The organism is Flavobacterium sp. W22_SRS_FK3 (assembly GCF_052113665.1).
GTDB lineage: Bacteria > Bacteroidota > Bacteroidia > Flavobacteriales > Flavobacteriaceae > Flavobacterium.
Window position 1 is genome coordinate 98,890 of record NZ_JBGQOF010000008.1, and the last position, 25,482, is coordinate 124,371.

26 protein-coding genes are annotated in these 25,482 nt (G+C 32.1%); 15 read left to right on the forward strand and 11 right to left on the reverse strand.

The genetic code is table 11. From position 1 onward, the window contains the following. Position 1 precedes the first annotated feature (1 nt). Positions 2-1,243: a glycosyltransferase gene (locus ACEN2I_RS09700; RefSeq protein WP_441765903.1), complete on the forward strand. Its 1,242-nt coding sequence runs from the start codon at positions 2-4 to the stop codon at positions 1,241-1,243. Positions 1,244-1,257: 14 nt separating this feature from the next. Here ACEN2I_RS09700 and ACEN2I_RS09705 read toward each other — a convergent pair whose 3' ends face one another. Both ACEN2I_RS09705 and ACEN2I_RS09710 read right to left on the reverse strand, forming a co-directional pair. Further along, on the reverse strand, positions 1,258-2,508 hold the full coding sequence (locus tag ACEN2I_RS09705) for a glycosyltransferase family 4 protein (RefSeq protein WP_441765904.1): 1,251 nt from the start codon (positions 2,506-2,508) through the stop codon (positions 1,258-1,260). 24 nt (positions 2,509-2,532) lie between these two features. After that, positions 2,533-4,365, reverse strand: a complete 1,833-nt coding sequence (locus ACEN2I_RS09710) for an ABC transporter ATP-binding protein (RefSeq protein WP_441765905.1) — start codon at positions 4,363-4,365, stop codon at positions 2,533-2,535. 275 nt (positions 4,366-4,640) lie between these two features. On the opposite strand from ACEN2I_RS09710, the gene ACEN2I_RS09715 reads away from it, so the two are divergent. After that, complete coding sequence (locus ACEN2I_RS09715) at positions 4,641-5,210, forward strand: L-threonylcarbamoyladenylate synthase (RefSeq protein WP_441765906.1); 570 nt, start codon at positions 4,641-4,643, stop codon at positions 5,208-5,210. A gap of 73 nt (positions 5,211-5,283) precedes the next feature. Here the strand turns inward: ACEN2I_RS09715 and ACEN2I_RS09720 are convergent, their stop codons facing one another. Further along, positions 5,284-6,408 carry a cysteine desulfurase family protein gene (locus ACEN2I_RS09720; RefSeq protein WP_441765907.1) on the reverse strand — a complete coding sequence of 375 codons (1,125 nt, stop codon included), beginning with the start codon at positions 6,406-6,408 and terminating at the stop codon, positions 5,284-5,286. Between the two features lie 84 nt (positions 6,409-6,492). Between ACEN2I_RS09720 and ACEN2I_RS09725 the strand changes: the two genes are divergently transcribed. Then, positions 6,493-7,440 (forward strand): hypothetical protein, encoded by a 948-nt coding sequence (locus ACEN2I_RS09725; RefSeq protein WP_441765908.1) that lies wholly within the window; start codon positions 6,493-6,495, stop codon positions 7,438-7,440. A 149-nt stretch (positions 7,441-7,589) separates the two neighbouring features. On the opposite strand, the gene ACEN2I_RS09730 is transcribed toward ACEN2I_RS09725, so the two are convergent. Both ACEN2I_RS09730 and ACEN2I_RS09735 read right to left on the reverse strand, forming a co-directional pair. Next, positions 7,590-8,141 (reverse strand): Smr/MutS family protein, encoded by a 552-nt coding sequence (locus ACEN2I_RS09730; RefSeq protein WP_441765909.1) that lies wholly within the window; start codon positions 8,139-8,141, stop codon positions 7,590-7,592. Beyond that, positions 8,131-8,316, reverse strand: a complete 186-nt coding sequence (locus tag ACEN2I_RS09735) for a hypothetical protein (protein ID WP_441765910.1) — start codon at positions 8,314-8,316, stop codon at positions 8,131-8,133. The genes ACEN2I_RS09730 and ACEN2I_RS09735 overlap by 11 nt, the downstream gene beginning before the upstream one ends. Positions 8,317-8,418: 102 nt before the next feature. Between ACEN2I_RS09735 and ACEN2I_RS09740 the strand changes: the two genes are divergently transcribed. Continuing rightward, positions 8,419-8,703 (forward strand): DUF2752 domain-containing protein, encoded by a 285-nt coding sequence (locus ACEN2I_RS09740; RefSeq protein WP_441765911.1) that lies wholly within the window; start codon positions 8,419-8,421, stop codon positions 8,701-8,703. 15 nt (positions 8,704-8,718) lie between these two features. Here the strand turns inward: ACEN2I_RS09740 and ACEN2I_RS09745 are convergent, their stop codons facing one another. After that, positions 8,719-9,420 (reverse strand): DUF1003 domain-containing protein, encoded by a 702-nt coding sequence (locus tag ACEN2I_RS09745; RefSeq protein WP_441765912.1) that lies wholly within the window; start codon positions 9,418-9,420, stop codon positions 8,719-8,721. Positions 9,421-9,611: 191 nt separating this feature from the next. On the opposite strand from ACEN2I_RS09745, the gene epsC reads away from it, so the two are divergent. The 5 genes from epsC to ACEN2I_RS09770 all read left to right on the forward strand — a co-directional run bounded on the left by epsC (position 9,612) and on the right by ACEN2I_RS09770 (position 13,439). Continuing rightward, positions 9,612-10,403: a serine O-acetyltransferase EpsC gene (gene epsC / locus ACEN2I_RS09750; protein WP_441765913.1), complete on the forward strand. Its 792-nt coding sequence runs from the start codon at positions 9,612-9,614 to the stop codon at positions 10,401-10,403. A gap of 1 nt (position 10,404) precedes the next feature. Further along, entirely contained in the window at positions 10,405-11,292 is an 888-nt protein-coding gene (gene cysM / locus ACEN2I_RS09755) for a cysteine synthase CysM (RefSeq protein WP_441765914.1), read from the forward strand. 123 nt (positions 11,293-11,415) lie between these two features. Next, positions 11,416-12,402 (forward strand): aldo/keto reductase, encoded by a 987-nt coding sequence (locus tag ACEN2I_RS09760; protein ID WP_441765915.1) that lies wholly within the window; start codon positions 11,416-11,418, stop codon positions 12,400-12,402. A 92-nt stretch (positions 12,403-12,494) separates the two neighbouring features. Next, entirely contained in the window at positions 12,495-12,902 is a 408-nt protein-coding gene (locus ACEN2I_RS09765; RefSeq protein WP_441765916.1) for a hypothetical protein, read from the forward strand. 96 nt (positions 12,903-12,998) lie between these two features. Further along, positions 12,999-13,439: a hypothetical protein gene (locus ACEN2I_RS09770; protein ID WP_441765917.1), complete on the forward strand. Its 441-nt coding sequence runs from the start codon at positions 12,999-13,001 to the stop codon at positions 13,437-13,439. Position 13,440: 1 nt separating this feature from the next. Here the strand turns inward: ACEN2I_RS09770 and ACEN2I_RS09775 are convergent, their stop codons facing one another. Then, positions 13,441-14,319: a sensor histidine kinase gene (locus ACEN2I_RS09775; RefSeq protein ID WP_441765918.1), complete on the reverse strand. Its 879-nt coding sequence runs from the start codon at positions 14,317-14,319 to the stop codon at positions 13,441-13,443. Between the two features lie 333 nt (positions 14,320-14,652). On the opposite strand from ACEN2I_RS09775, the gene rlmD reads away from it, so the two are divergent. Genes rlmD through ACEN2I_RS09790 form a run of 3 tightly spaced genes read left to right on the forward strand, consistent with a single transcriptional unit; the run spans position 14,653 to position 17,397 of the window. Then, positions 14,653-16,065 (forward strand): 23S rRNA (uracil(1939)-C(5))-methyltransferase RlmD, encoded by a 1,413-nt coding sequence (gene rlmD, locus ACEN2I_RS09780; protein WP_441765919.1) that lies wholly within the window; start codon positions 14,653-14,655, stop codon positions 16,063-16,065. Positions 16,066-16,076: 11 nt separating this feature from the next. Further along, positions 16,077-16,610, forward strand: coding sequence for a DUF6452 family protein (locus ACEN2I_RS09785; RefSeq protein WP_441765920.1), 534 nt, complete (start codon positions 16,077-16,079; stop codon positions 16,608-16,610). Beyond that, positions 16,582-17,397 carry a DUF6048 family protein gene (locus ACEN2I_RS09790; protein ID WP_441765921.1) on the forward strand — a complete coding sequence of 272 codons (816 nt, stop codon included), beginning with the start codon at positions 16,582-16,584 and terminating at the stop codon, positions 17,395-17,397. The genes ACEN2I_RS09785 and ACEN2I_RS09790 overlap by 29 nt, the downstream gene beginning before the upstream one ends. An 82-nt stretch (positions 17,398-17,479) precedes the next feature. Here the strand turns inward: ACEN2I_RS09790 and ACEN2I_RS09795 are convergent, their stop codons facing one another. Beyond that, positions 17,480-17,716, reverse strand: a complete 237-nt coding sequence (locus ACEN2I_RS09795; RefSeq protein ID WP_441765922.1) for a hypothetical protein — start codon at positions 17,714-17,716, stop codon at positions 17,480-17,482. 142 nt (positions 17,717-17,858) lie between these two features. Continuing rightward, a complete protein-coding gene (locus tag ACEN2I_RS09800) occupies positions 17,859-19,022 on the reverse strand; it encodes a THUMP domain-containing class I SAM-dependent RNA methyltransferase (RefSeq protein WP_441765923.1) in 1,164 nt (387 codons plus the stop codon). Between the two features lie 131 nt (positions 19,023-19,153). On the opposite strand from ACEN2I_RS09800, the gene ACEN2I_RS09805 reads away from it, so the two are divergent. Both ACEN2I_RS09805 and ACEN2I_RS09810 read left to right on the forward strand, forming a co-directional pair. Further along, a complete protein-coding gene (locus ACEN2I_RS09805; RefSeq protein WP_441765924.1) occupies positions 19,154-19,918 on the forward strand; it encodes a class I SAM-dependent methyltransferase in 765 nt (254 codons plus the stop codon). Between the two features lie 83 nt (positions 19,919-20,001). After that, on the forward strand, positions 20,002-20,670 hold the full coding sequence (locus ACEN2I_RS09810) for a ZIP family metal transporter (RefSeq protein WP_441765925.1): 669 nt from the start codon (positions 20,002-20,004) through the stop codon (positions 20,668-20,670). A gap of 176 nt (positions 20,671-20,846) precedes the next feature. Here the strand turns inward: ACEN2I_RS09810 and ACEN2I_RS09815 are convergent, their stop codons facing one another. Both ACEN2I_RS09815 and ACEN2I_RS09820 read right to left on the reverse strand, forming a co-directional pair. Continuing rightward, on the reverse strand, positions 20,847-23,234 hold the full coding sequence (locus ACEN2I_RS09815) for a TonB-dependent receptor domain-containing protein (protein WP_441765926.1): 2,388 nt from the start codon (positions 23,232-23,234) through the stop codon (positions 20,847-20,849). A gap of 153 nt (positions 23,235-23,387) precedes the next feature. Next, positions 23,388-24,524 carry a helix-turn-helix domain-containing protein gene (locus ACEN2I_RS09820; protein ID WP_441765927.1) on the reverse strand — a complete coding sequence of 379 codons (1,137 nt, stop codon included), beginning with the start codon at positions 24,522-24,524 and terminating at the stop codon, positions 23,388-23,390. Between the two features lie 103 nt (positions 24,525-24,627). Here ACEN2I_RS09820 and murQ point away from each other — a divergent pair, with 103 nt between their 5' ends. Further along, positions 24,628-25,437 (forward strand): N-acetylmuramic acid 6-phosphate etherase, encoded by an 810-nt coding sequence (murQ, locus tag ACEN2I_RS09825; protein WP_441765928.1) that lies wholly within the window; start codon positions 24,628-24,630, stop codon positions 25,435-25,437. Positions 25,438-25,482 lie beyond the last annotated feature (45 nt).

Sequence of the window (25,482 nt, forward strand, 5' to 3'; positions counted from 1 at the left end):
CATGAAAAAGACCATTGTTAATTACCATGCGAACTTTTCAAAAACTTCAGGGATTTCAGAAGCCGCAAGAGCAAATTTTGCAGCTTTAAAAGATAGTTCCTATACTCTAAATCAAATTAATTATACTGAAGATAAACATCAATTCATTAAAGAAGAAAGTATTTTACTAAATGAAATTGGAGTAAATGACAATACAATTAATATCTTTCATATTAATATTAATGATATCCCCCATTTTCTTTTAAATAATAATATACCTACATCATCCAATATTTATAACATTGCTTATTGGGCTTGGGAGTTTAATAAACTTCCAGAAGAGTTTATTAGCTTACTTTCTCTTTTTGATGAAATATGGGTTCCTAGTAGTTTCTGTCAAAATATTTTTGCTTCTTACTCTTTTAAACCTGTTATAAAAATCCCTCATTTAATTGAAGCAGTTGAGACAGAAGAAAGCGTAACTAAAATTGAATTACAAGATAAATTTATTTTTTTATCCATATTTGATTCATTAAGCACACCAGAAAGAAAAAACACAGATGGTCTTATCGAATGCTTTTTAGATACTTTTTCTAAAAACACTAATGTTGTACTAATATTAAAAACTGTCAACTTAGAAAAAAACAAGAGACTATATAAAAAGCTTATAGAAAAAACAAAAAATAGCGATTCTATTATCCTTATTAATGAAAATTACACAAAAAAAGAACTCACACAACTCATAGATTCTTGTCATTCATATGTTTCGTTACATCGAGCTGAAGGTTTTGGATTAACTCTTGCTGAAGCTATGTTGAGAAATAAAATAGTTATAGGAACAGGTTATTCTGGAAACTTAGAATTCATGAATAATCAAAATAGTTTCTTAGTTCATTATCAGTTAATAACAAAAGACAAAGATTCTGGTTTTATAAAACAGGGTTATGAATATGCTGAACCAGATATCGAAAACTCAAAACAAAATTTAAAATTTATTTATGATAATTATAATAATCTTGAAGATCTAAAACTAAATGCAAAAAAAACTATAGAAAATTCATTCAGCAAAAAAAATATTGGTGCTTTGATGTGTTCAAGATTAGATAAAATCAGTTTTTTTATAAATGAAAGAGAAAATAATCTTCCAATTAAAAATAACAGCTTAATCACTGAAAACATAAGACTAAAAAATGATATCAAGAAATATGAAAAGAATATTATTATAAAATTGAAAACTATTTTAGATTCAAAAATCAATCACTAATCTTTTTTGAATTCCTATTTTCTATATTTTGATTTGATTTTTCTTAATGCTTGCTTACAAATTAAAACACAGCTAATCAACTTACTTTTTTTAATTTTTCTTAATTCAGCTTCTAATTCTGTTATTCTACTTTTATAAGTTATCAAAATCATTTTACTTTCATTAGTATTTTTAAAATTTCGTTTAATAGATTCAGCTCTATTAAGAATTTTATCTCCAATACTTTTATAAGATAATTTGTTTTGAGTATCTATTTGTGCCTTTTTGCCTTTTTCGGTTGCTAAATTTCTATCCGTATAAGCCAATCTCATTTTTTCAACGCTATCATGTAACAAAGGATCAGCCCAAATGGTATTGTCACAAAAATTAGCATCAGGATTTTCAATCGAATTAATTACATAGTCAACAAGAAAACTATTTCTCTCATTCATAAATTCTAAATTTCCTGAATAATTTGTTGCTATTGTAGGCTTTCCTAAGCACATTGCTTCTGCAAGAGTCAATCCGAATCCTTCTGAATGATGCAATGAAACATAACAATCACATTGATTTATAAGATGATTTAAATTGTTTTTTTCTAAATCAATATCGACAATCTTAATATTAGACCTGCCTCGAATTTCATTGATTACTAAAGCATAATCTTTAGGATTGTTTTTTACATTGGAACATTTAATAATTAATTCAACATCTTTTTCAACTGGAAAAGCTTCAATAAATGATTGAATTAAAAACAAGGTATTTTTCCTTTTTATTGAACTTCCAAAATTAAAGATAAACAAGAAACTGTATTTTTGACTATCATATATTTCCAGAGAATCTTTTTTTGCTAAAGGATATAAATCAACTTCTACAGGATGTGGAACTGTCATAATTGGCCCAAGGAAATGTTGTCTGAAAATATCACGACAATACGTTGATGGAGTCCATATTTCATGAAATAAGTGTAGCATTTTTTGTATCTCATCGGGTACATATTCTGATTCCCAAACAAGAAACAAAATATTATATCTATTTAAGAAGGAACTAGTTTCAATTCCTGCAAAAAAATCAGAAATATCATTAAGTGATAATTGAATTAAATTGATACTATATTTAAAAGAGTCTTGATTAATAGTTCCTTTTTTAAATTTCAAATAATCAATTTTAGCATAAGGCAAGCCTACTGTTTCCATTGCTTTGAGATTCAATCGTACTGCTTCTCCTAAACCAAATTCTCCATCAATATAACCTACAACATTAACACCTAAATCTAACTTATTCATTTTTTATTTTCAAATATTAAAACTCTAATTTACCTCTAACGACTGTAAACTCACCAAGTTCGCATAATTTCCTCTCATGCTTAATAACTCCTCATGAGTTCCTTGTTCCACAATTCTACCTTTGCTCATTACTACAATCAAATCGGCATTTTGGATGGTTGATAAGCGGTGTGCAATAACGATCGAAGTTCTGTTCTCCATCATATTTTCTAATCCAACTTGTACTAATTTTTCTGATTCAGTATCCAATGCTGATGTCGCTTCATCTAAAATCATGATTGGTGGGTTTTTCATGACAGCCCTGGCAATAGCAACACGCTGTCTTTGTCCACCTGACAGCATTCCTCCACCATCTCCTACCGGACTATTATATTGTTCCGGAAATTCTGAAATAAAATTATGCGCATTAGCCACTTTTGCAGCACTTATAATGGCATCCATATTGGGATTATCTATACTTAAAGAAATATTGTTTGCAATAGAATCATTAAACAATATAGAATCCTGGGCAACAATTCCCATTTGTTTTCTTAGCGAGTCTGTAGTTACCTCCTTGATATTTATACCGTCAAAAGTTATACTCCCTTCAGTAACATCATAAAGTCTGGTAACAAGGTTTGCTAAAGTCGATTTTCCACTTCCAGATTCCCCTACTAATGCTACTCTCTTGCCTTTTGGCACTGTTAGATTAAAATTTCTTAAAACATATTCCGAATCGTATTTAAACGAAACATTGGTAAACTTAATCTCATTTTTAAATTCAGTAATGCTTATAGCATCAAGATTATCTTTTAACGGATTAGTTGCGTCTAAAATAAAAGCAACTCTCTCATAAGCTGCATTTCCTCCCATTAAAGCCTGATTTGCCTTGGTTATTGCTTTAGCAGGCGTCAATATTTGATAAGCTAATCCCATGTAAGCAATAAAAGCACTACCACTCATAGAACCATCAATCAACACTAAAGACCCGCCATAAACTAACAAAATAGAGATTACAAAAATCCCTAAAAACTCACTCATAGGACCCGCCAAACTCATTCGAACCCCAATTTTATTATTTAAATCATTAATAAATTCTGTAGATTTTAAATAACGTCTTATAAAAAAATTCTCTGAAGTAAAGTTCTTGATTACTTTTATCCCTCCTAAAGTCTCTTCAATATCGGATAATAAATGTCCTTCTAGAGAAAAAATATCACCTGATTGACTTTTGATGGATTTACTCATTCTGGAAATTAAAATTCCTGAAACAGGGAGGAACAGAAATACAAAAATGGTCAATTTCCAACTTATAAAAACCATGGATACTAAAGTAAATACAATAGTTAATGGTTCACTTACCATCATTAAAATACTTAAAAAGGCACTTTTTATTGTATTAATATCAGAAGTCATTCTTGAAATTAAATCTCCTTTTCTTTCATTCGAAAAGAAAGAAACAGGAAGGCTAATTACTTTTTGATATACATCATTTCTTAAATCTTTCAAAATTCCATTATTCAAATAGGTCATATAAACAATAGAAATGAAGTTAAAAAGGTTTTTCAATAAAAAAGTTGTCAAAACGAATACGACCATCCATACCAATGTATTCAAGGCGCCATTTGTTTCTGTATTATGTGTAATAAAATAATTTAAAGAATCTTCTAAATAACGTTTATCGATACTTTTAATTCCTTCATATATTGGTTTAACATGTACTCTTTCACCGTCTGAAAACAAAACCTTCATTAATGGAAAAAGCGACAGCATCGAAATAGCTGAAAAAAGTGCATATAAAACATTGAAGATGATACTGATTACTAAATTTCTCTTATGAGGTATTAAATACTTTAAAAAACGTTTAAAATTTTTCATTGAATTATTTTGAATTAGAGACTAACCTAATTATTTTTTGAGATAAATATTTTTTGTGCGAAGATAAAATTAAAATAGTTTTAAAACCAGAAAAGCAGCTATGAATCAACTTCCCACAAATAATGTTTTGAAAACCAAAATTTATTTAGCAATAAATCAATCATCTTTATTACTATATTATATTAGTACAAGTACAAGCCCCTACATCTATGAGATTCTCAAAAATATTTTTCGTTACTTTGCCAATATAAATTTGTTATTGTATTTTAATAAAAATGGAAAATATTAACGAAGAAGCACATAAAGCATTCGAAATAATTAAAGAAGGCGGTATTATTCTTTATCCAACCGATACGGTTTGGGGAATTGGCTGTGACGCTACAAACCCTGAAGCAATTGCCAAAATATACAAACTCAAACAACGTGCAGAAACACAAAGCATGATTGTCTTGATGAATGGCGAAAAAATGATGTACAATGTTTTTAAAAACATTCCTGAAGTAGCCTGGCAGATTCTTGATTTATCTGAAAAACCAACAACTTTAATTTTAGACGAACCCCGTAATGTAGCTTCAAATATCATTGCTGCAGACAATTCACTTGGAATTCGTCTGGTAAAAGAACCATTTTGCTTTAAATTATTAGAGAGAATGAAAAAACCATTGGTTTCTACTTCTGCTAATATTTCTGGACAGCCAACACCAATTGCATTTAAAGACATTAATCCCGAAATTATCAAAGGGGTCGATTATGTTGTGAGTTTATATCATGATAAAGTTGCCGGAAAACCTTCGACAATTATCAAATTAACAAATGATTCACAGGTAAAAGTAATACGTAAATAATTGTTAATTATAAATTGTCAATTCATTTTGAGTTAAAAAATCTGAGTCTTTTTCTCTTTATGACTTTAAACTCTTAAATTGTTTTCAAACTGGCTATCAACAAATCAATATCATCTTTTGTATTGTAATGACTGAATGAAATTCGAAGATTAGGTAATTTTAAATCGATCTCTGAAAGTATTTCTTTTAAAACATGTGATGGCTTGATACTTCCAGACTGACAGGCACTTCCTCTTGAAACGGCAATTCCTTTCATATCAAGACTAAACAATAACATAGAAGTTTTATCTGATGAAAAAGGTAAAATAATATTGATTATATTATAAAAATCCTCTTTTTTACCAACGATTCTGAAATCCGGAAAATGAATTTCAAGCTGATGTATCAAATACTTTTTCAAATCAGAAATATATGCTCTATCATTATCCAAATTTTGATATGAAATACTTAAAGCTTTTGCCATCCCGGCAATTTGATGAACAGCTTCGGTTCCGGCACGCAGCCCTTTTTCCTGTTCTCCTCCAAAAAACAAAGGCTGTAAACCTGAATTTTTTCGGACAAAAGCAAAACCGACTCCTTTTGGTCCGTGAAATTTATGAGCACTGGCTACAATAAAATCGAGGGTAGTTTTTTGCAGATCAATTTCTGTTTTTCCAACAGATTGTACAGTGTCCGAATGAAAAAGAGCATTATATTGTTTACAAATAACACTAACTCTTTCCAGATCTAAAATAGTTCCGGTTTCATTATTTACATGCATCAAACTTACTATCGTCTTTTTTTCTTGAGCTAATAAATTAGACAAATGTGTTAAATCGATACTTCCGTCGTCATTTATATTTACATAATCTAACTGAATATTATAATCTGACTGTAATGCCAAAACCGAATATAAAACGGCATGATGCTCCATTTTAGAAGTAATAATTCTCTCCACTTTCAGATCTTCTACAGCTGAACGGAGAATCCAGTTATTTGCTTCGGTACCACCTGAAGTGAAAATTATTTCCTGAGCCGAACAATTTAAATGTTTAGCTATATTCTTTCTAGAAAGTTCAATAATAGTTTTTGCATTTCTTCCAAAGCTATGAGTAGAAGACGGATTCCCAAAATCATCCATCATAATTTTGGTCATTTCCTGAATAACTTCAGGTCTTATGGCAGTTGTAGAAGCGTTATCGAGGTATACTTTTTTCATTAAGGCAAAGTTATGAAATATCAATTGTGAATTCTTAAATATCATTTGCGAAATTTCACTATTTTTGACGCAAATAAAATTACGATGAAAAAATATGCTTGCCTATTGTTATTTGCTATTATGCTTAACGGTTGCGATGACGGAGATTTAGTCCCTGAAATTATTGATTTTGAAGGAATAGACCCTAAAAGCTGTGATACTGAAACCAATGAACTAATTTATAAGTTAAAACCACAAGAAGCTCTGATATTACAATTAGAAGAAGGTACGTTTGATGATGTAGCAGGAGAAAAAGAAATTAGCATCAATGAAACAGGACTTCCCCAACTTGTTTACAGAACTTTTGACGGTATAATTAGTAGTTCTAATATTTGTGATGCTATAAGACCAACTTCGCCAAATGTTATAAACGAAGCGAAAGCTATCGGTGGAAAAATAACGATCAAAACAACTCCAAATGAATCAGAGCCAGCAGCAGACGGAAGCACAAAAATTAACGGCTTCAATCATTCGATAAATATGAGCAATGTTAGCTACTTAATAACCGGAGGAACACAAGTACAACCGGATTTTTATTTTGGCGTCCTGAAAACATCAACCTACACCTCTCCGGTTGTATCTTTTACAGCTACTAATGCCGCACAGTGCAACCAAACACAACTCTATAATTATAGCGCAAATACGTCTATGATTATTGATGATTTAGATCCGCTTTTGATCCAGAATACTGAAACTACAGAACCTAGAAAAAGTACTATAACAGCCACTCAAAACAAAATTGTTTTCAATACTTATAAAACAGCCAGTATAACTGCTAATTATTTTTGTAAAACGCCAAGACCTACAACGCCAGAAATTGATGAAACCTGGAAAGCCGTAATTGATGGGGTAATTGAAGTTGTAACTACAAAATTAGACAACACCAATTACAAGCATGTTATTACACTAAAGAGCGTAGAGCTTATCAACAGCGGAGGTCTTAAATTTAAATTGGCAACTACTTTTGTTTTCGGCGAAATTATTACACAATAACAACTATTCATGACCACATAAAAAGAATATATTTTATTTTATTCTTACAAAAAAACATCCGTTTCCGGAACTAATTTCGAAAGACAATTAGGAATAGAAACGGATGTTTTTTTATGTGCTTATAAAAGCTTATTTAGTTTTTCAAAATTTTATTTATTGTTTTGCCTAAAATAAACTTCGGTTGCACCAAGTCCGTATTTTTGGTAATTGGCATCCTGAAAATCTATTCCGTCATAACGACCTAATAAAAAATCAAGTTCGGCTTTTAGAATTCCTTCACCAACTCCGTGAATAAAAACAATCTTCGGAATACGGTTTCTAATTGCAAATTCAATGTGCCTTTTTGCTGTTTCAGTCTGCAGGGTTAAGATATCATAATTAGACATCCCACGTTTATTAGGTACTAATTTTTCGATATGCAAATCAAATTCCGGAGCCGAAATTTCCCGTTTATCTTTCTTTTCTTTCACGAAACTTCGTGGTTTTGGCTCTTCTTTTTGTTTTGCAACAGAATCTAAATCAATTCTTTTAATAGAATTAAGTAAGTTACTGGAATCAAGAACTTTGATTAATTCATTGACAAAAAATGTCATCATAAAACCGTCTTCAGATTCAATTAAAACTTCATTATCTTTAACGGAAACTACTGTTCCGTTAATGGCTTCGTCCAGAACAGAAACCTTATCTCCTTTAGTCAACATCCTCTTCCTCTTTTTGTTGATTTTTACTTGGTGTTTTCGCGCTTAACTGCATCATGCCAAACATAAAAACTGCAATTGCAATTACAGTTATGTAAATATTTTTATCATCGGAAACCTGTTCATATAGCGCAACAGAAATCGCAAGAACCATTATTAAAATTTTAAAAGTTTTCATATTTTTAATATAAGTTTTCAAAAGTAAGAAACTTTAAAATAGAAGTTCTTACCTATTTAAAACTTATCTGCTATTTTTGTAAAATTGTAAAAACCAAAAACGTTGGACTTAGAAAAATATATGCTGCCCTGTTTTAGCAAAACACTCTTCGGAATTGAGTGTTTTGGCTGTGGGTTTCAACGTGCTTTATTCTTACTTTTTCAGGGTGATTTTTCAGCTGCTTTTAAAATGTATCCGGCAATCTACACAACTCTTATTTTTTTAGGAATTGTAAGTTTTCATTTTTTAAACAAAACAAAAAATCACAATACATTACTTTGGATTTCCGGAATTATAAATGGCTTTTTTATGGTTGCCGGGTATTACTATAAACATTTTTATATTTGATTTTTTAATCTTCACTTATTTTTTAATCTGGTTTAAAATATCATTCATCATCTCGATTTGTACTTTTTGAATCTCAATTAATTCCTGTTGCTGATGCATAATCAAATGATCAATTTTATCATGAATCATTCTAATTTCCAACTCAGACTTTAAATTAATCATGTAATCTTTTTTGGCACGGGTACGGTCTTTTTCCTCCTGACGATTTTGGCTCATCATAATTACCGGAGCCTGTAAAGCTGCAATACATGATAAAATCAAATTCAACAAAATAAACGGATAAGGATCAAACCCTTTGTTGATTAAAATATAAACATTCGCTCCAATCCAAACAACAATAAAAAGCAAAAACGAAATTATAAACGTCCAGCTTCCTCCAAAATCTGCCACCCTATCTGCTATTTTTTGACCAAAGCTTCTGGTTTCTTCTTCATCTTCAATGATACTCACAATTGATTTATCTTCTCTTAAAGATGAAATAACACTTTTTTCAAGATCTGAAAGCGCTCCAATTTCAGTCGATAAGTAATTGGTTATATATTTCTGTCGGTAGGTATTTAATTCCTTGAAAGAAATAAAATCACTGTCGCAAAACGAAGGATGATCTTTGATAATAAGTCCTAAAATAGGATCATGTATTGATTTTCCTGAAACTTTCTCGTTTGCGGGAAAAGACAGATTAGAAATAGCGCTCTTAAAAGTGGAATTATTTTTCATTTCGAATATATTTTACTGGCTAATTTACGCATTTAACTTCTTAACAATCATATAAATTATTGTCTTCAAAAAATCTTTTATTTATCACAAATAGAATTCTCAATTGAAAATTTCTTTAGTGAATTGGTGCCTATATTTACAAAAAACACCTTACTTTTAACGTTTCAAATTATCCATTCAATTTTACAATTGTGTCAAAAGATTTTATCATACAAAACATCAAAGCTTTAAAAAGCCATTCAAACATAAATTACGGAATCAAAACTAAAACCGAAGATTTTACCGAAAAGCTTTTTTATACCCTTTTTGATTCCAATGCAGCCTTAGATCAGAGTATTGATGAACTCGAATTTTGTTTTAAAGAGATTGCTGTTTTAGCCTGCAAAAAACCAGAAAAATTATGCGGATCTATGTGGGAACGCTTCCTGGAAAAATTACCTAATGTTTTAGAAAAACTGAATCAGGATGCCGAATATATTTTAGAAAATGATCCTGCATCAAACAGTATCGATGAAGTGTATTTAGGATATCCTGGCTTTTATGCAATTGCAATTTACAGGTTAAGCCACGAATTATACAAACTTGACTTATTACTTTTTTCAAGATTGATGAGCGAATATGCCCATCGAATTACCGGAACCGACATTCATGCAGGAGCCGATATTGCTTCTCCCTTTTTCATCGACCACGCAACAGGAATTGTTATTGGAGAAACAACCGTAATCGAAAAAAATGTAAAAATCTATCAGGGAGTTACTTTAGGCGCACTCAGTGTCAGCAAAGACATGAAAAACGCCAAACGTCATCCAACTGTTGAGAAAAACGTCTGTATTTATGCAAATGCTACCATCTTAGGAGGCGAAACTATTATTGGAAAAAACAGTGTTGTAGGAGGAAACGCCTGGGTAACCAAATCAATTCCGGCAGATTCTATCGTCCTGAATACTACTACAACCGAAGTTAAAATAAAAGAAAAAAAATAGAATGAAACCACAAAAATTACTAAACCTAATTGGAAACACTCCATTAATGGAAACTGTCAATCTGGTTAAAAATAAAAACGTAAAACTTTTATTGAAACTCGAAGGAAATAATCCTGGAGGAAGCGTAAAAGACAGGGCAGCCTACAATATGATAGCATCTGCTTTGGAAAGAGGCGAAATTAAAAAAGGAGACAAATTAATTGAAGCAACAAGCGGAAATACCGGAATTGCCCTGGCGATGATTGCACAATTATTTCAAATAGAAATAGAATTGGTTTTACCTGAAGATTCTACAAAAGAACGTACTCAAACCATGCGTGCTTATGGTGCTACAGTTATCTTAACACCAGCCAGTGAAGGAATTATTGGTTCTCGTGACTATGCTGATAAAAAAGTTGCCCAAGGCGGCTACATCATGCTAAACCAGTTTGCAAATGATGACAACTGGAAAGCACACTATAAAACTACCGGTCCTGAAATTTGGGAAGATACCGAAGGAACCGTTACACATTTCGTTTCGGCAATGGGAACAACCGGAACAATTATCGGCACATCGACGTACTTGAAAGAGAAAAATACAAATATTCAAATTGTTGGGGCACAGCCTAGCGACGGATCTCAGATTCCGGGAATCCGTAAATGGCCTCAGGAATATTTACCGAAAATTTTTGATGCCTCAAAAGTAGATACCGTTGTGGATGTAAGTGAGGAGGAAGCTCGCATTATGACCAAAAGATTAGCACTTGAAGAAGGTGTTTTTGCCGGAATGAGCAGCGGAGGTTCTGTTGCTGTTGCATTGAAAATAGCCGAAAAATTAGAATCAGGAGTTATTGTTGCCATTATCTGTGATCGCGGCGATCGTTATCTCTCTTCTGATTTATTTGACTAAAAACAAGGTTCAAAGTTGCAAAGGCCCATAGGCACAAAGTTTTATTAACTAACCTAAAAAACCTTTACACCTTTTAGAAACCTTTGAAGCTTTATTGCTATGAACCTTTTAAACTCAAAAAAAATGAACTATCGCAAATTAGGAAAAACAAACTTTACTATATCTGAAATCTCACTTGGCACCTGGCAGGTTGGAGGAAAATGGGGATCTGCTTTTGACAACAAAACGGCTGACGAACTTTTAAATACCGCAATTGACAATGGTGTTAATTTTATTGACACGGCCGATGTTTATGAAAACGGTTTAAGTGAAACTGCTGTTGGAAGAGTCGTTCGGTCAAGATCTGAGCGCATTTATGTAGCGACAAAATGCGGACGTCATATTAATCCACATGTAAGTGAAGGATATCAGCCTAAAGTGCTTCAGAAATTTGTTGAAGACAGCTTAAAAAGAATGGGATTAGAAACTCTTGATTTGATTCAGTTACACTGTCCTCCTACTGAAGTCTTTTATCGCCCCGAAATTTTTGAAATGTTTGATCGTTTGAAAGAGCAAGGGAAAATTTTAAACCTTGGTGTAAGTGTCGAAAAAGTAGAAGAAGCTCTAAAAGCCATAGAATATTCGAATGTTACGACAGTTCAGGTTATTTTTAACTTATTTCGTCAGCGTCCGTCCCAATTATTTTTCTGTGAAGCCAGAAAAAAAGATATTGGTATCATTGCGAGAGTTCCTTTGGCAAGTGGTCTTTTAACCGGTCTATTTGATGAAAAAACAACTTTTGAACCACAAGATCACCGTAATTTTAATCGTAACGGAGATGCTTTTGATAAAGGTGAAACATTCTCTGGTATTGATTATAACTTAGGATTAAAAGCTGTACAGGAATTAAAAGCATTATTTCCGGAAGCTACAAATTTAGCGCCCTATGCTTTGCAATGGATTTTAAGTTTTGAAGATATTAGCTGTATTATTCCGGGAGCTTCTAAAACAAGTCATGTACTGTCTAATTTATCAGTTTATGATTTACCGAAATTAACTCCTGAGAAGATAGAAGCTATGAATTTAATTTACACCGAATATATAAAACCTGCTGTGCATCATCTTTGGTAATTTATTTTTTAGATTCTGAGTTATTAAACTTTTACGCAACCATTTAAAAAAACGCCATCTACAGTAAAAAAACGCCATATAAATCACTAACCATGAAAAAATTAAGTTTTATTGTATTTGTTTTTTGTTTGCTTTTATCTTCTTGCAGCAGCGATGAAAGTTCTCAGGAAGAAGAAACTAAAAATTTAGAAAAAATGTATAACGAAATCATTACGCTTTCTTTATCTAATTCTGAACCCTGTACCAATCCTAAGGAATGGTTTATAGCCTCAATTGGATCTAAGCCTTGTGGTGGTGATGGCGCTTACATTCTGTATTCTAAAAAGACGAATATTAATACCTTTTTTGCCAAAGTAAAAAAATATACAGAAGCTCAAAACACTTACAATAAAAAATGGGGTATTGGATCTGATTGCAGTATTACTGTAAAACCAACAGGTGTTGAATGCATTGATGGCAAACCCAAATTAAGTTATTCAAATCAAATTTATACTAATTAAAAGTTTCAAAATTCCAGGATACTAAAAGATCCAAATGTTTTATTTCAAAAATAACTTTTAGTATCTTAGAATTTAATTTCAAAGAAACTTTGAATAATGCTCACAAAATCAAAATTCAAAGAATGGTTCGATCGGTATAAATATGCCGAATTAGCAAGTACAAGTGCCGCACTTACCACTTCGCTTTTAAGCAAAATTTACAGCGGTTTAACAACAGCTTATTTGATTACGTTTGCAGAATATCTGGCTTTTTACAGTGTTATTTTGTTTTCTTCCTATAAAAAATTAGAAAAACAGAATAACCTTTTAGATAAAAAAACTTCGCCTTCGGAAATCCTTAAACTTTTAAAAAACTTAATTTTAGAGTTTGGCTATCCTGCCTTTTTAGATTTTTTTATTGTACGTCCTTTTTGTATGTACTGGATGCCTCTACTTTGCGGGAATTATTTTTTGGGAATTATTTTTGGGAAAATTTCTGCGGATTTGTGTTTCTACTGTTTCACAATTATCAATTATGAATTAATCAAAAGGAAATAGTTTAGTAATTTTCAAAAACTATTTTAAATTCGGCGCCTTTATTCTTGCCTTCACTGGAAGCAGTCAATTTGCCTTTACTTCTTTCAATAATTTTTTTGCAAAGATACAACCCAATTCCTGTTGATGATTCATTAGCTGTTCCTAATCGGCCCAGTTTAGTGAATTTCTTAAATAATTCATCTATCTGATGTTGATTGAAGCCAATTCCTTTATCAGAAACTGTTATTATCAAATTATCATTTTCAGTAAAAATTCTAAGTTTAATTTCGCTGTCAAAATAAGAGAATTTAACCGCATTACTAATTAGGTTTACTAAAACCTGAATTAATAATCCTTCATCAACTTTCAGCTTTGCCTCTTCAGTTTCTATACTTACAATAAGGTTAATATTTTTATCAATAAGCCGTTGCTCTACTTGCCCATTTATAAAATTCAATATATTCGGAAAGAAAATTATTCTGGCTTTCTGATTTATTTTAACGACCTGATCCTGTTCATTCAATAATTTGATAAAATTTTCAATGTATCTAAATTGTAAATTTGTTGATTCACAAATCAAATTAGCCAAATCCTTAATCGACTCGGATGGATTTTCATCTAAAATAAGTTTTGCCAAACCTTGAGGATTTCCGGCAAAGTTTTTCAAATCGTGCGAAAGCATATAGATTAAATCCTGCTTTTCATTAATAAAAGTTTCAGATTCAAAAATAGATTCCTGAATGTTACTCATTAATAAACCAGCTTCATCATTATATTGTGTGGGTAAAACAGATAATTTTCTTTCATTCCTATAATCATCTAATGCTTTTGAGGCTAAAAAAATTGGCTTTATCAATTGATTTAGAACCAAAAGTGTAATTGCAGTTGCCAACAAAGTCATAATTAAAGAAAAAAATAATACAGATGTGGGTGAAATAGAATGATCAAAGTATAAAACAAAAAATAAAATTCCGATTAATGGTATATGGATACCAATGAAAGCAACAAATAAAAACTTGAATGCATAACTTTTTTTTAAAAAATTAATTCTAGAAAGATTATGATACAATTTCATAATAAAAAACAATAACTTAAATTATAAATGAGCTTATAGAAGCATTTTAATAGAGCAAAGTTAGTTTTTAAAGCCAATTAAACCACGCAAAATACAGAATTTGATAAAATATTTTAAAATTTAAATTTATAAAAGTTTACAAACCCTTATTTTTGCGCTATGGGAAGAAAAAATACAGACAAAGTTGTCTTTCATCAAATACAAGTCCTTGATGCCGGAGCAAAAGGAGTATCAGTAGCCAAAGCGCCTGACGGAAAAGTAATCTTTATACCAAATGTCGTTCCTGGCGATGTTGTAGATGTACAGACTTTTAAAAAACGTAAAGCTTATTATGAAGGAAAAGCAGTGAAATTTCATGAGCTTTCTGAGTATCGTATAGATCCAATTTGCGAGCATTTTGGAGTTTGCGGTGGTTGTAAGTGGCAAAATATGAAATATAGCCAGCAGCTGTATTACAAGCAAAATGAAGTAAAAAATCATCTGCAAAGAATTGGTAAAATTGAATTACCTGAATTTGAAGACATTTTAGGCTCTGAGAAACAGTTTTTTTATAGAAATAAAATGGAATTCTCTTTTTCGAACAGTCGTTGGCTAACCGAAAAAGAAATTGAAAGTACTGAAGATTTAGGCAACCGAAATGCATTAGGTTTTCACATTCCAAAAATGTGGGACAAAATCCTGGATATCACCAAATGCCATTTACAGGAAGATCCTTCAAACGCTATTCGAAATGAAATCAGGGATTTTGCCAATGCAAATAATTTAGCTTTCTTTAATCCCAGAGAACATTCAGGTTTATTGAGAACTTTCATGATTCGTACTGCTTCGACAGGTGAAATTATGGTTTTGATTCAGTTTTTCGAAAATGACAAAGCCAATCGTGAATTGATTTTAGATCATCTTTACGAGAAATTCCCACAAATTACATCATTGCAATATGTGGTCAATTCAAAACCAAACGACACGATTTACGATCAAAATATAAAACTATATAAAGGAAGAGATTATATTTTGGAAGAAATGGAAGGATTGAAGTTTAGCATTAACGCTAAATCATTTTATCAGACCAACTCGGATCAGGCATACGAATTATACAAAATAACAAGGGATTTTGCAGGACTTTCAGGTAGCGAAACCGTTTATGATTTATATACCGGAACCGGAACAATTGCACAATTTGTTTCGAAAAAAGCTAAAAAAGTAATTGGTGTAGAAAGTGTTCCTGAAGCTATTTTAGATGCTAAAGCAAATGCAGAACGCAATAATATTACGAATTGCGAGTTTTTTGTTGGAGACATGAAAGTTGTTTTTAACGAAGCTTTTATAGCTCAGCACGGAAAACCGGATGTTATCATTACAGATCCTCCAAGGGATGGAATGCACAAGGATGTTATTGAACAAATAATGAAAATCGCCCCTGAAAAAGTAGTTTATGTAAGCTGTAACTCAGCAACACAGGCAAGAGATTTAGCTTTGATGGATGAAAAATACAAAGTAACACGAGTTAGACCTGTTGATATGTTTCCACAAACCCATCACGTAGAAAATGTTGTACTTTTAGAACTTCGATAATAAAATAGTTAATGAAAAAAATAATTGCACTTTTATTGGTGTTCACTTTTGGTCTTTCAAGTTGTGAAAAAGACGATATTTGCGATGCGAATACCCCCACAACACCCAGAATGTTGATTTCTTTTTTCTATGCTGACCGACCAGCAGTTGAAAAAAATGTTACACGTTTGAAAATTCAGGGAGACAATGTAGAAAATGGAATTGTTTTTAATGAAACCGCTACTACTGATGAAATAAAATATACCACTAGTGCAAATCAGGTTTTAATTCCATTAGACCCTACAAAAGACTCTGTGACCTATAGTTTTATATCTAATTTTAGCACTACAAATCCTGGTCTAAGCAACACTGATATGTTGACGTTTAATTATTCACGAAAAAATGTTTATGTATCCAGAGCCTGTGGTTTTAAAACCATTTACACTTTAATTTCAATTCAACGCGCAGGGGATGAAGATGCAAATAACTATTGGATAAGTAATGTCGATCCATTTAATACTAATGTCGAATTCGAAAATGAAACACATGTCAAAATATTTTTCTAGTATTTGTTTATTGTTTTCAATGTTTTTAGTTCAAGCCCAGGAAACAACTACTACAAAAGAAGCAAAAGAAATTGTTCAGGAAAAACCAAAATCTGTAGCAAACAATACTGTTCAGAATGTTATAAACGACAGTATTCCTCCCAAAACAGATCGCTACGGCTTGCGTGTAGGTGTTGATTTATACAAACTAACCCGTGGTCTTTATGATAAAGATTATAAAGGAGTAGAATTTGTGGGTGATTTTCGCCTTACAAAAAAATATTACCTGGCAGCTGAACTTGGTATAGAAGACAAAACTACTGATGATGATCGATTGAATTCAACAGCAACCGGAACTTATATCAAAGGAGGTTTTGATTACAATACCTATAACAACTGGCTGGACATGGAAAATATTATATCAATAGGCCTGCGTGGAGGATTTAGTACTTTTAGTCAGCAATTAAACAGTTATAAAATTTACAATGCCAATCAATATTGGGGAGAAATACCGCCAATTGCTGATGGAACAAAATATTCTGGTTTAACTGCGGCCTGGGCAGAAGTTGTTTTAGGACTAAAAGCCAAAGTTTTTAATAATGTCTTCGTTGGATTTAGCGTTCAGTTAAAAATGCTTTTAGCCAATAAAGAGTCTGATAACTTTGAGAATCTTTATATTCCAGGATTCAACAGAACCTATGATGGAAGTTTTGGAGTCGGATTTAATTATACGGTTTCCTATTTTATTCCTCTTTATAAAAAGAAATTAATAATTCCGGAAACAGAGAAAAAAGCGCCTCAGAAATAAATTTTCTTTAAAAATAAAAAATACGAGTTCATTATTTAATTAGTGAATTCGTATTTTTTCATTTTTTAAATTTAATTTCTAACTATCCTATTTCTTTAACTCCTTTTATGAAAATCCATTTCATAAAAAGCTTTTCACCATCTTTTGTTTTCACTGCCTTAAATTGCGGAGCTACTAAAGTTGCCACAATAAAAGCAGTCATTGGTATCCACATACCGGTTAACCCTGAGTATTCTGCTATTATAAATCTTCCCAGAATAAATAAAATTGCAAAGCATCCTAATTGATATAAAAAAGCTCTTACCTGTAGTTTTGTCATTTTTTTAAAGTTTCTAAGGATCTGAGATACTAAGTTGCAAGACTATTTTTCGTCAGACCTTAATTGTTAATCTATTATTTCACATAAACTATACGAGAAGAAGTTAAAACATTATTAACTCGTGTTTTAGATGCACAGAACTCTATTCAGAAACCTGAAATTTTGTTCTCTTACTTCCTTCGTACATTTCGTATTTTACCAAACGTGCTTCAAGGCTTGCGTTGAAAAGCTTGATCTTTCTGGATGGTTTTAATCCTACGAATTTCAAGGCTTCAAGATTTGCAGTTATAAACCAGGCATTGGTCCCTGGGTAGCTTTTCTTTAAAGTATCTCCTATATTTTTATAAAATTCTTCCATATGAATATCTAAACGCTCATCATACGGAGGATTAAAAACCAAATGCAATTTTCCTTCAACTGCTTTTTCAGTCTCAAAAAAGTTATCCTCAGATACCGTAATGTAATCTTCTAAATTAGCGTTTCTGATATTATCTTTAGCTTTATTTACAGCACTTGGCGCTTTATCAAAACCTTTAATTGTATAATGAAATTCTTTTGTTTTTTTCATCAGACTGTTTACAATCTGATCAAATAAATCATTGTCCCAGTCTTTCCATTTTTCAAAAGCAAATTCTTTTCTGTTAATATTTGCCGGAATATTACAAGCAATCATAGCAGCTTCTGCCAAAAAAGTTCCGGATCCACACATCGGATCCAAAAAGTGACTTTGCCCTTCCCAGCCTGACAACAATAAAATACCTGCTGCCAAAACTTCATTGATTGGCGCAATATTCGTAGCCGTTCTGTAACCACGCTGATGCAATGAATTTCCAGAAGTATCCAAAGCAACCGAAACCTGATCTTTATCGATATGTATATTTATTCGCAAATCCGGAAAAGCTTTATCAATGCTTGGGCGCTGGCCTGTTCGTTCTCTAAACTGATCCACAATTGCATCTTTACATTTCTGAGAAACAAATTCTGAATGATTAAAATAAGTCGAATGCACCGTTGCATCGATTACAAAAGTCTGGTTGGCATTTAAAAGCTTAGACCAGTTTACACCCGAAATGCCTTTATACAAAGCCTGTTCGTTGTTTGCTCTAAAGGAATAAATAGGTTTTAAAACTTTCAGAGCAGTTCGCAATGCTAAATTTGCTTTGTACATAAAACCTTTATCGCCCTTAAAACTCACCATTCTTACACCTTTTTCGACATCCTGAGCGCCCAAAGCCTTCAACTCTGCTTCTAATATTTCTTCGAAACCAAAAAAACATTTGGCTATCATTCTAAAATTTTCTTCCATCTTTATTTTTGTTTAAAAAAAACTCCGATCGCATACACATATCTGATTATTCAGGTATCGCCACGAAATAGTTATTTTTCGGCAAAAATACACTAAATTTGCCGGACTTTGAATTAATTGAAATAGAATAAATGTCTGAAGCACCGAACTCATCAACACCTAATCAGGATCGTAATACCGAAAACTGGTTTACTTCATGGTTTGATACTCCGTATTATCACATTCTTTATAAAGACCGAAATTACAGAGAAGCTCAGATTTTTATGGATAATCTGACGCATTATTTAAACTTGCCTGAAAAAGCAAAAGTATTGGATTTAGCCTGCGGAAAAGGACGCCATTCTATTTACTTAAACCAACTTGGTTTTAATGTTTTGGGTGCCGATTTATCTGAAAACAGTATTGCCGAAGCCAGCAAAAACAGCAACGAAACCCTTCACTTTAAAGTGCACGATATGCGTGAACCTTTTGAAGAAAAATTTGACGCTATTTTTAATTTGTTTACCAGTTTTGGCTATTTCGAAAACGATGAGGACAATCTGACCACTTTAAAAGCAATAAAAAAAAGCTTGACTGAATATGGTTTTGCCGTAATTGATTTTATGAATGTGGCTCAGGTTCTTGAAACTTTGGTTCCTCAAGAAATAAAAACCGTTAACGGAATCGATTTTAAAATCAAAAGATATCTGGAAGATGGACATATTTTTAAAGAAATTGATTTTGAAGACCAGGGTCATCAATATCATTTTACCGAAAAAGTAAAAGCTTTAACCTTAAAAGATTTTGAAGAATTAATGACAGAAGCCGGAATTTTTCTGTTAGACATTTTTGGAGATTACAAACTCAAAAAATTCCACAAGACCGAAAGTGAACGATTAATCATGATTTTTAAATAAATTGGTAAATCGTTTAGTTGTTTAATCGATTGAGCAGGGAACAAACAATTAAACGATCAGACAAATCAACGATCACATAAAAAATGAACTACATACTACCCTTATTTTCAGTACTTTTAGGTTATGCTGTGGCTTTGTTTCTAAAACCAAAAAACAAAACCAATCTAAAATTATTACTTGCCTTTAGCGGTTCGTTTTTATTGTCGTTAACCGTAATGCATCTTTTGCCTGAGGTATACGAATCACACGACCACAAAATAGGTTTGTTCATAATGGTTGGGATTTTATTCCAGATTATTCTTGAATTTTTTTCAAAAGGGGCCGAACACGGTCACGTTCACGGTCATGAGGTAATGTCTCAGATTCCGTGGCTGCTTTTTATCAGTTTATGTATTCACGCCTTTTTAGAAGGTTTTCCAGTAAGTCATCACCAAGATTTAGCAGTTGGAATTGCCATTCATCATTTGCCGATCGCTGTGATTTTAACGACTTTTTTTATCAATGCCAATCTGAATAAAAAAGCGATTTTTGCCTTTATGCTGACTTTCGCCATTATGACTCCACTTGGCACAATCGCATCTGAATATCTACCAATTCTAAACGAATATTACACTGAAATAACAGCCATTGTAATCGGAATTTTATTCCACATTTCATCAACGATTATCTTTGAAAGCAGCGAAGGACATAAATTTAATGTTGCCAAAGTTTCCATGATTGTTCTCGGAATTCTTTTGGCATTCTTATTATAAGTATAAGTAGGGAGTGACCTCATTTACAAAAGGCGCTATTTAAATAACCTCTTACTGGCGCCTTTCGCAAATCCGGCCGGGCTATCCGTGCTACTTCGGTAGCTTTCTCCTATCCCTCACGCAAACAAAGAACTTTATAATTTCAGTTGAATAATGACAACATTCATAATTCACAATTAATTCCCCGTTCTCTTTTTCTCATCCTGATTTCCAAAAGCACGCTCTTTTACATTTATCTTTTTGTTTCCAAAATTATAAACCACAGATAAGCGCACAAATCGATTACTTTCATTAGTGCTATATAACTGTTTCACACCATTTACAACCGAGGTATAATCTTTTAAATAAGACGTATTAAAAATATCATTCGCCAGAAATGCAATCTGCATGGTTTTATTAAACAAATCCTGTTTAAAACCAATATCAAAACTCGCCGAATATCCTACTTCATACAAACCGCTTTTAAAAGGAGTGCTGTAACTAAAATCAACCTGCAATTTTGTTGTTTTACCCAACGAAAATGTATTGTTTGTAGAAAAATCAACCTGCATACTATTTGACGGAGTTGCCTGAATATCTCTTATAAACTCCGTTTTTGCACCTAACAAGTACAGCGAATTTTCACTCTGCCACCAATCTGCAAAAGCTGCTGAATAACTCTCTCCGATACCATAACTCAAATTTTTAAAATAATTCTCACGTGTTACAATTTGTGTATTTGTTTCCGGGTTTGAAGTAAATAAAACGCCGTAACCATTTGTAACAGCATTGACAAAAACACTAGTTCTCAGGATTTCTTTATACGAATGCGCAAACTCAAAATTATCACTGAAAGAAGGTTTCAAAAATGGATTTCCTTCTGAATAACTATTACTGTTAATATAAATTCTAAAAGGATTCAGTAAATCAAAACGGGGTCTGTTTATTCTTTTTCCGTAATTTAAACTGAAACTGTTGTTTTCATTTTTCTTGTATGAAGCATAAAATGTTGGAAATAATTTCAAATAATCATTATTTGTTTCTTGATTTAAGGTTTCCGAAACTCCGTTTGTTTGAGTGTTTTCTAATCTTAAACCTAATTGAAGATTCCATTTTTCGTTTAATTTCTTTTCTGCGTTAACATAAATCGCCTGATTGTTTTCTGTGTATTTAAATCGGTTAGATTGGTTCGGATCTAATTCCGGAGTTCCTGAAATTGTATTGTAATAAAGAACATCACTAATGCTGTTTGTAAAACTCATTTTTGCACCGTAATACAAATTGATGGCATGAAAAGGATGTTCTATATCAGCCTTAAAACTCCAATTATCAATATCCTGATTCGAAATATTTCTCCCTGCCTGATTCACATCTACAAATATCATATCTGGAGTGTAATTATTAGCAATAAAATTTCTGTCGAATTTAGAGTTGTAATTAAAATAGTCTACATCAACAGATAATTTTCGTTTCAAAGAATCTAGTTTGGTAATCAAATGCACATTATACGTTTGATTGCCAGATCCTTTATCAGTATTACTTTTATTAAGCGTAATATTATCCAATTGATTTTGAGTATTGTAATTATTAATCGAAATATCTGATTTGAAATCAGGGTTATTTCTGTCATTCAAAAATTGAAGACCAACTGTCGTACGTTCAGAAAAATCATAATCCAATGCTATTTTTCCGGAAAGATTTTCGGTTTTTACTTTGGTTACGCTATTCATGTGAGAAAGTCCATCAGGAAAATACATTTTTAAATCATCTGTAACATTCAAATAACCCGTTTTTGCATTAACGCTGGCAGAAAAACGAAACTTGTTTTTATTATAAAAGAAATTATCTCTCAAAGTAAAAATTCCATATTTATTCTGATCGTAAGAAGCTGTGGTGCTATTTTTCCAGGAATCACGAACCCCTTTTTTCATAATGATATTGATCAGTCCGCCAGTTCCTTCCGCTTCGTATTTCGCCGGTGGATTACTTATAATTTCAATACTTTTAATATCACTTGCTGCTATTGATTTTAAAAAGTTATTCAATTCTTCGCCAGCCAATTCAATAATTCTTCCGTCAATCATAACGCGGGAAGTACCTTTTCCTAAAATAGTAATCGCATCATTTTTTACTACAACACCCGGCGCTGTATTAATGGCGCTCAAGGCATCTCCGCCAACCGTTGTAAGATTATTTTCAAGATTATAAACCAAACGATCTGTTTTTTGTTCGATCGTTTTCTTTTTTGACTTAACAACAACTTCTACTAATTTCGTTGCATTTTGTTTCATCATTATGATTCCTATGTCGGTATCATTTTCTATTGAAATTTCTTTTTCATATTCTTCAAATCCTAAAAGATTAACCCCTATTTTATAAGAACCTTTTTTAAGATTGATTTCAAAAGTTCCGTCTTGTTTCGTTGTCGTTCCGTCGACAATTTTACCTTCTGAATTTAAGATTGAGATATCTGCCCATTCTAATGTGGTTATTTCACTTGCTATTTTTCCTTTCAATTTAAATGTTGATTGTGCTAAACAAAAGAATGGCAATAATAAAAAGATAAGGAGGTTTGCTGTTTTCATAATTTCTATTTTTAACTTGTTCGATTAATTTGAAGCAAAGTTGCCTTAGAAATTTTCCAGATTCGACCGACAAAAAAAAGTCGAACCATTTTCTGTTCAGGAAATTGGTTCGACTTTATAAAGTACAAAGTACGACTTTTTACAAAACCCTAATTACGAAGCGTTTCGGTACGCTGTAGGCGTTAAATTCGTGTATTTTTTGAAAGAAGTATTAAACGAAGATTTGGAGTTAAAACCAACTTCATATAGAATTTCTAAAACGGTGAGGTCGCTTTTAGACTTATCTTTTAAAATATTCATAGCTTTTTGGATCCGATATTCATTCACAAAATCAAAAAAGTGCTGGTCCATTTTATGATTAATCAAAACTGATAAATCCCGGACCGGAATATCAATTTGATTGGCCAATTCCTGAATCGTAAGCGATGGATCAAGAAAAGGCTCTTTCTCAACCATGTATTTTTTTAATGTCATAATTTGAACATCAATAGCTTCATTATGGTGTTCTTTAACTTCGATTGTATTATCATTAATTTCCGGAAGAATATTTTTTGTTAGCTTTAGTTTAGAATTGATTCCCCTAAAAAGTTCCGGATGATTCAGAGCTTTCATTACCAACCAACAAGTAATAAACAAAGCGACAGTTCCTACAACTACATTTAACCAAAGAAACACTTGTCTGTAATCGCTATAACGCAATACATTTTTCAAGGCCACCAAACAGTGTGCAACAAGAAAAACAGTAGTCATTTGAAAAAGATACTTGTAAGTTAAAGAACTCGGATTGGCGTAATTTTCCAGGTAAATTTCTTTGTACTGTTTTAAAACTAAAAATGCGCTGACAATATAAAATACGTATTGAAATTCAATTAAAATCTGAATAAAATATATTTCAGGCATTTGATCAATGGAGTTTGAAATTTCTTTATTCATTCCCAGATAAAGTCGTGGAATAAAAACCAAATTAACAACAGTTAAAGGAAGTAAATGCAACAAATGATTCCATTTTAATCTAAAGTCAGAATAACAAACTGCTAGTACATAAAGATAAAACAGAGGCATTGCCAACAAACAGATCGTCCATCTGAAAATGGCCAGATTCGGGTAATCCTGAATGTATTCGAAAACGAAAAATCCACTAAGGTCAATAGCCGACACAATAAAAAACCACGCAAATAAACGGTTGGCCAATTTATTTTCGGTTTTAACGGTATATAAAAAAAACGCCATTAGTAAAGACACAAAAACCGAGATTTTGGCAATCCCCTGCAGTAAGCTTAATCTATCCATTTATCTTTTAATATTTAACAAATATAATATTTAGTTCTTTCAAAAAGCTTCTGAAAATTGCAATAAAAAACAGTAATTTTGGGCAAGACCAATTACACAAAAAATGACGTTTACAAAAACCACTGAACAATCCTCAAAATACGAACATTTAGAGAAAATGTCGGTTCATGAATTGCTGACGAATATCAATAATGAAGACAAAACTGTTCCGAATGCAGTTGAAAAAGCGTTGCCACAAATTGAAGCTTTAGTAGCGCAAGTTGTGTCGAAATTAAAACTGGGCGGACGAATATTTTATATCGGAGCAGGAACTTCAGGTCGTTTAGGCGTTGTGGATGCCTCAGAATGTCCTCCTACTTTTGGTGTTCCGTTTGATTTGGTAAACGGAATTATTGCCGGTGGTGACACTGCGATTCGTCGTGCTGTAGAAAACGCAGAAGACAATGCAGCACAAGCCTGGATTGATTTGCAGGCGAATAATATTGGTGCTAATGATGTCGTAATTGGCATCGCCGCTTCGGGAACAACTCCTTATGTTATAGGTGGTTTGGAAACCTGTAATCAAAATAATATTTTAACAGGCTGTATTACCTGCAATACAGGAAGCCCGTTGGCTTTGACTGCAAAATTTCCAATTGAAGTCGTGGTTGGCCCGGAATTCGTTACCGGAAGTTCGAGAATGAAAGCCGGAACAGCTCAAAAATTAGTTTTGAATATGATTTCGACAGCAGCGATGATTCAGCTTGGAAAAGTAAAAGGGAATAAAATGGTTGATATGCAATTGAGTAACATTAAATTGGTCGATCGAGGTGTAAAAATGATTATGGGTGAAATTCCGGTTTCGTATGAAGAAGCATCGGAATTATTAAAAAAATATGGCAGCGTTAGAAATGCTGTTGATAATTATAAATAAGTAAAAAGGTTTTTTCTCAAAGTATACAACCCTTTAAATTGAAAA

Coding starts and splice junctions, on each gene's coding strand:
- ACEN2I_RS09700 (WP_441765903.1), top strand. CDS start 2: ATGAAAAAGACCATTGTTAATTACCATGCGAACTTTTCAAAAACTTCA.
- ACEN2I_RS09705 (WP_441765904.1), bottom strand. CDS start 2,508: ATGAATAAGTTAGATTTAGGTGTTAATGTTGTAGGTTATATTGATGGA.
- ACEN2I_RS09710 (WP_441765905.1), bottom strand. CDS start 4,365: ATGAAAAATTTTAAACGTTTTTTAAAGTATTTAATACCTCATAAGAGA.
- ACEN2I_RS09715 (WP_441765906.1), top strand. CDS start 4,641: ATGGAAAATATTAACGAAGAAGCACATAAAGCATTCGAAATAATTAAA.
- ACEN2I_RS09720 (WP_441765907.1), bottom strand. CDS start 6,408: ATGAAAAAAGTATACCTCGATAACGCTTCTACAACTGCCATAAGACCT.
- ACEN2I_RS09725 (WP_441765908.1), top strand. CDS start 6,493: ATGAAAAAATATGCTTGCCTATTGTTATTTGCTATTATGCTTAACGGT.
- ACEN2I_RS09730 (WP_441765909.1), bottom strand. CDS start 8,141: ATGTTGACTAAAGGAGATAAGGTTTCTGTTCTGGACGAAGCCATTAAC.
- ACEN2I_RS09735 (WP_441765910.1), bottom strand. CDS start 8,316: ATGAAAACTTTTAAAATTTTAATAATGGTTCTTGCGATTTCTGTTGCG.
- ACEN2I_RS09745 (WP_441765912.1), bottom strand. CDS start 9,420: ATGAAAAATAATTCCACTTTTAAGAGCGCTATTTCTAATCTGTCTTTT.
- cysM (WP_441765914.1), top strand. CDS start 10,405: ATGAAACCACAAAAATTACTAAACCTAATTGGAAACACTCCATTAATG.
- ACEN2I_RS09760 (WP_441765915.1), top strand. CDS start 11,416: ATGAACTATCGCAAATTAGGAAAAACAAACTTTACTATATCTGAAATC.
- ACEN2I_RS09765 (WP_441765916.1), top strand. CDS start 12,495: ATGAAAAAATTAAGTTTTATTGTATTTGTTTTTTGTTTGCTTTTATCT.
- ACEN2I_RS09770 (WP_441765917.1), top strand. CDS start 12,999: ATGCTCACAAAATCAAAATTCAAAGAATGGTTCGATCGGTATAAATAT.
- ACEN2I_RS09775 (WP_441765918.1), bottom strand. CDS start 14,319: ATGACTTTGTTGGCAACTGCAATTACACTTTTGGTTCTAAATCAATTG.
- rlmD (WP_441765919.1), top strand. CDS start 14,653: ATGGGAAGAAAAAATACAGACAAAGTTGTCTTTCATCAAATACAAGTC.
- ACEN2I_RS09785 (WP_441765920.1), top strand. CDS start 16,077: ATGAAAAAAATAATTGCACTTTTATTGGTGTTCACTTTTGGTCTTTCA.
- ACEN2I_RS09790 (WP_441765921.1), top strand. CDS start 16,582: ATGAAACACATGTCAAAATATTTTTCTAGTATTTGTTTATTGTTTTCA.
- ACEN2I_RS09795 (WP_441765922.1), bottom strand. CDS start 17,716: ATGACAAAACTACAGGTAAGAGCTTTTTTATATCAATTAGGATGCTTT.
- ACEN2I_RS09800 (WP_441765923.1), bottom strand. CDS start 19,022: ATGGAAGAAAATTTTAGAATGATAGCCAAATGTTTTTTTGGTTTCGAA.
- ACEN2I_RS09805 (WP_441765924.1), top strand. CDS start 19,154: ATGTCTGAAGCACCGAACTCATCAACACCTAATCAGGATCGTAATACC.
- ACEN2I_RS09810 (WP_441765925.1), top strand. CDS start 20,002: ATGAACTACATACTACCCTTATTTTCAGTACTTTTAGGTTATGCTGTG.
- ACEN2I_RS09815 (WP_441765926.1), bottom strand. CDS start 23,234: ATGAAAACAGCAAACCTCCTTATCTTTTTATTATTGCCATTCTTTTGT.
- ACEN2I_RS09820 (WP_441765927.1), bottom strand. CDS start 24,524: ATGGATAGATTAAGCTTACTGCAGGGGATTGCCAAAATCTCGGTTTTT.
- murQ (WP_441765928.1), top strand. CDS start 24,628: ATGACGTTTACAAAAACCACTGAACAATCCTCAAAATACGAACATTTA.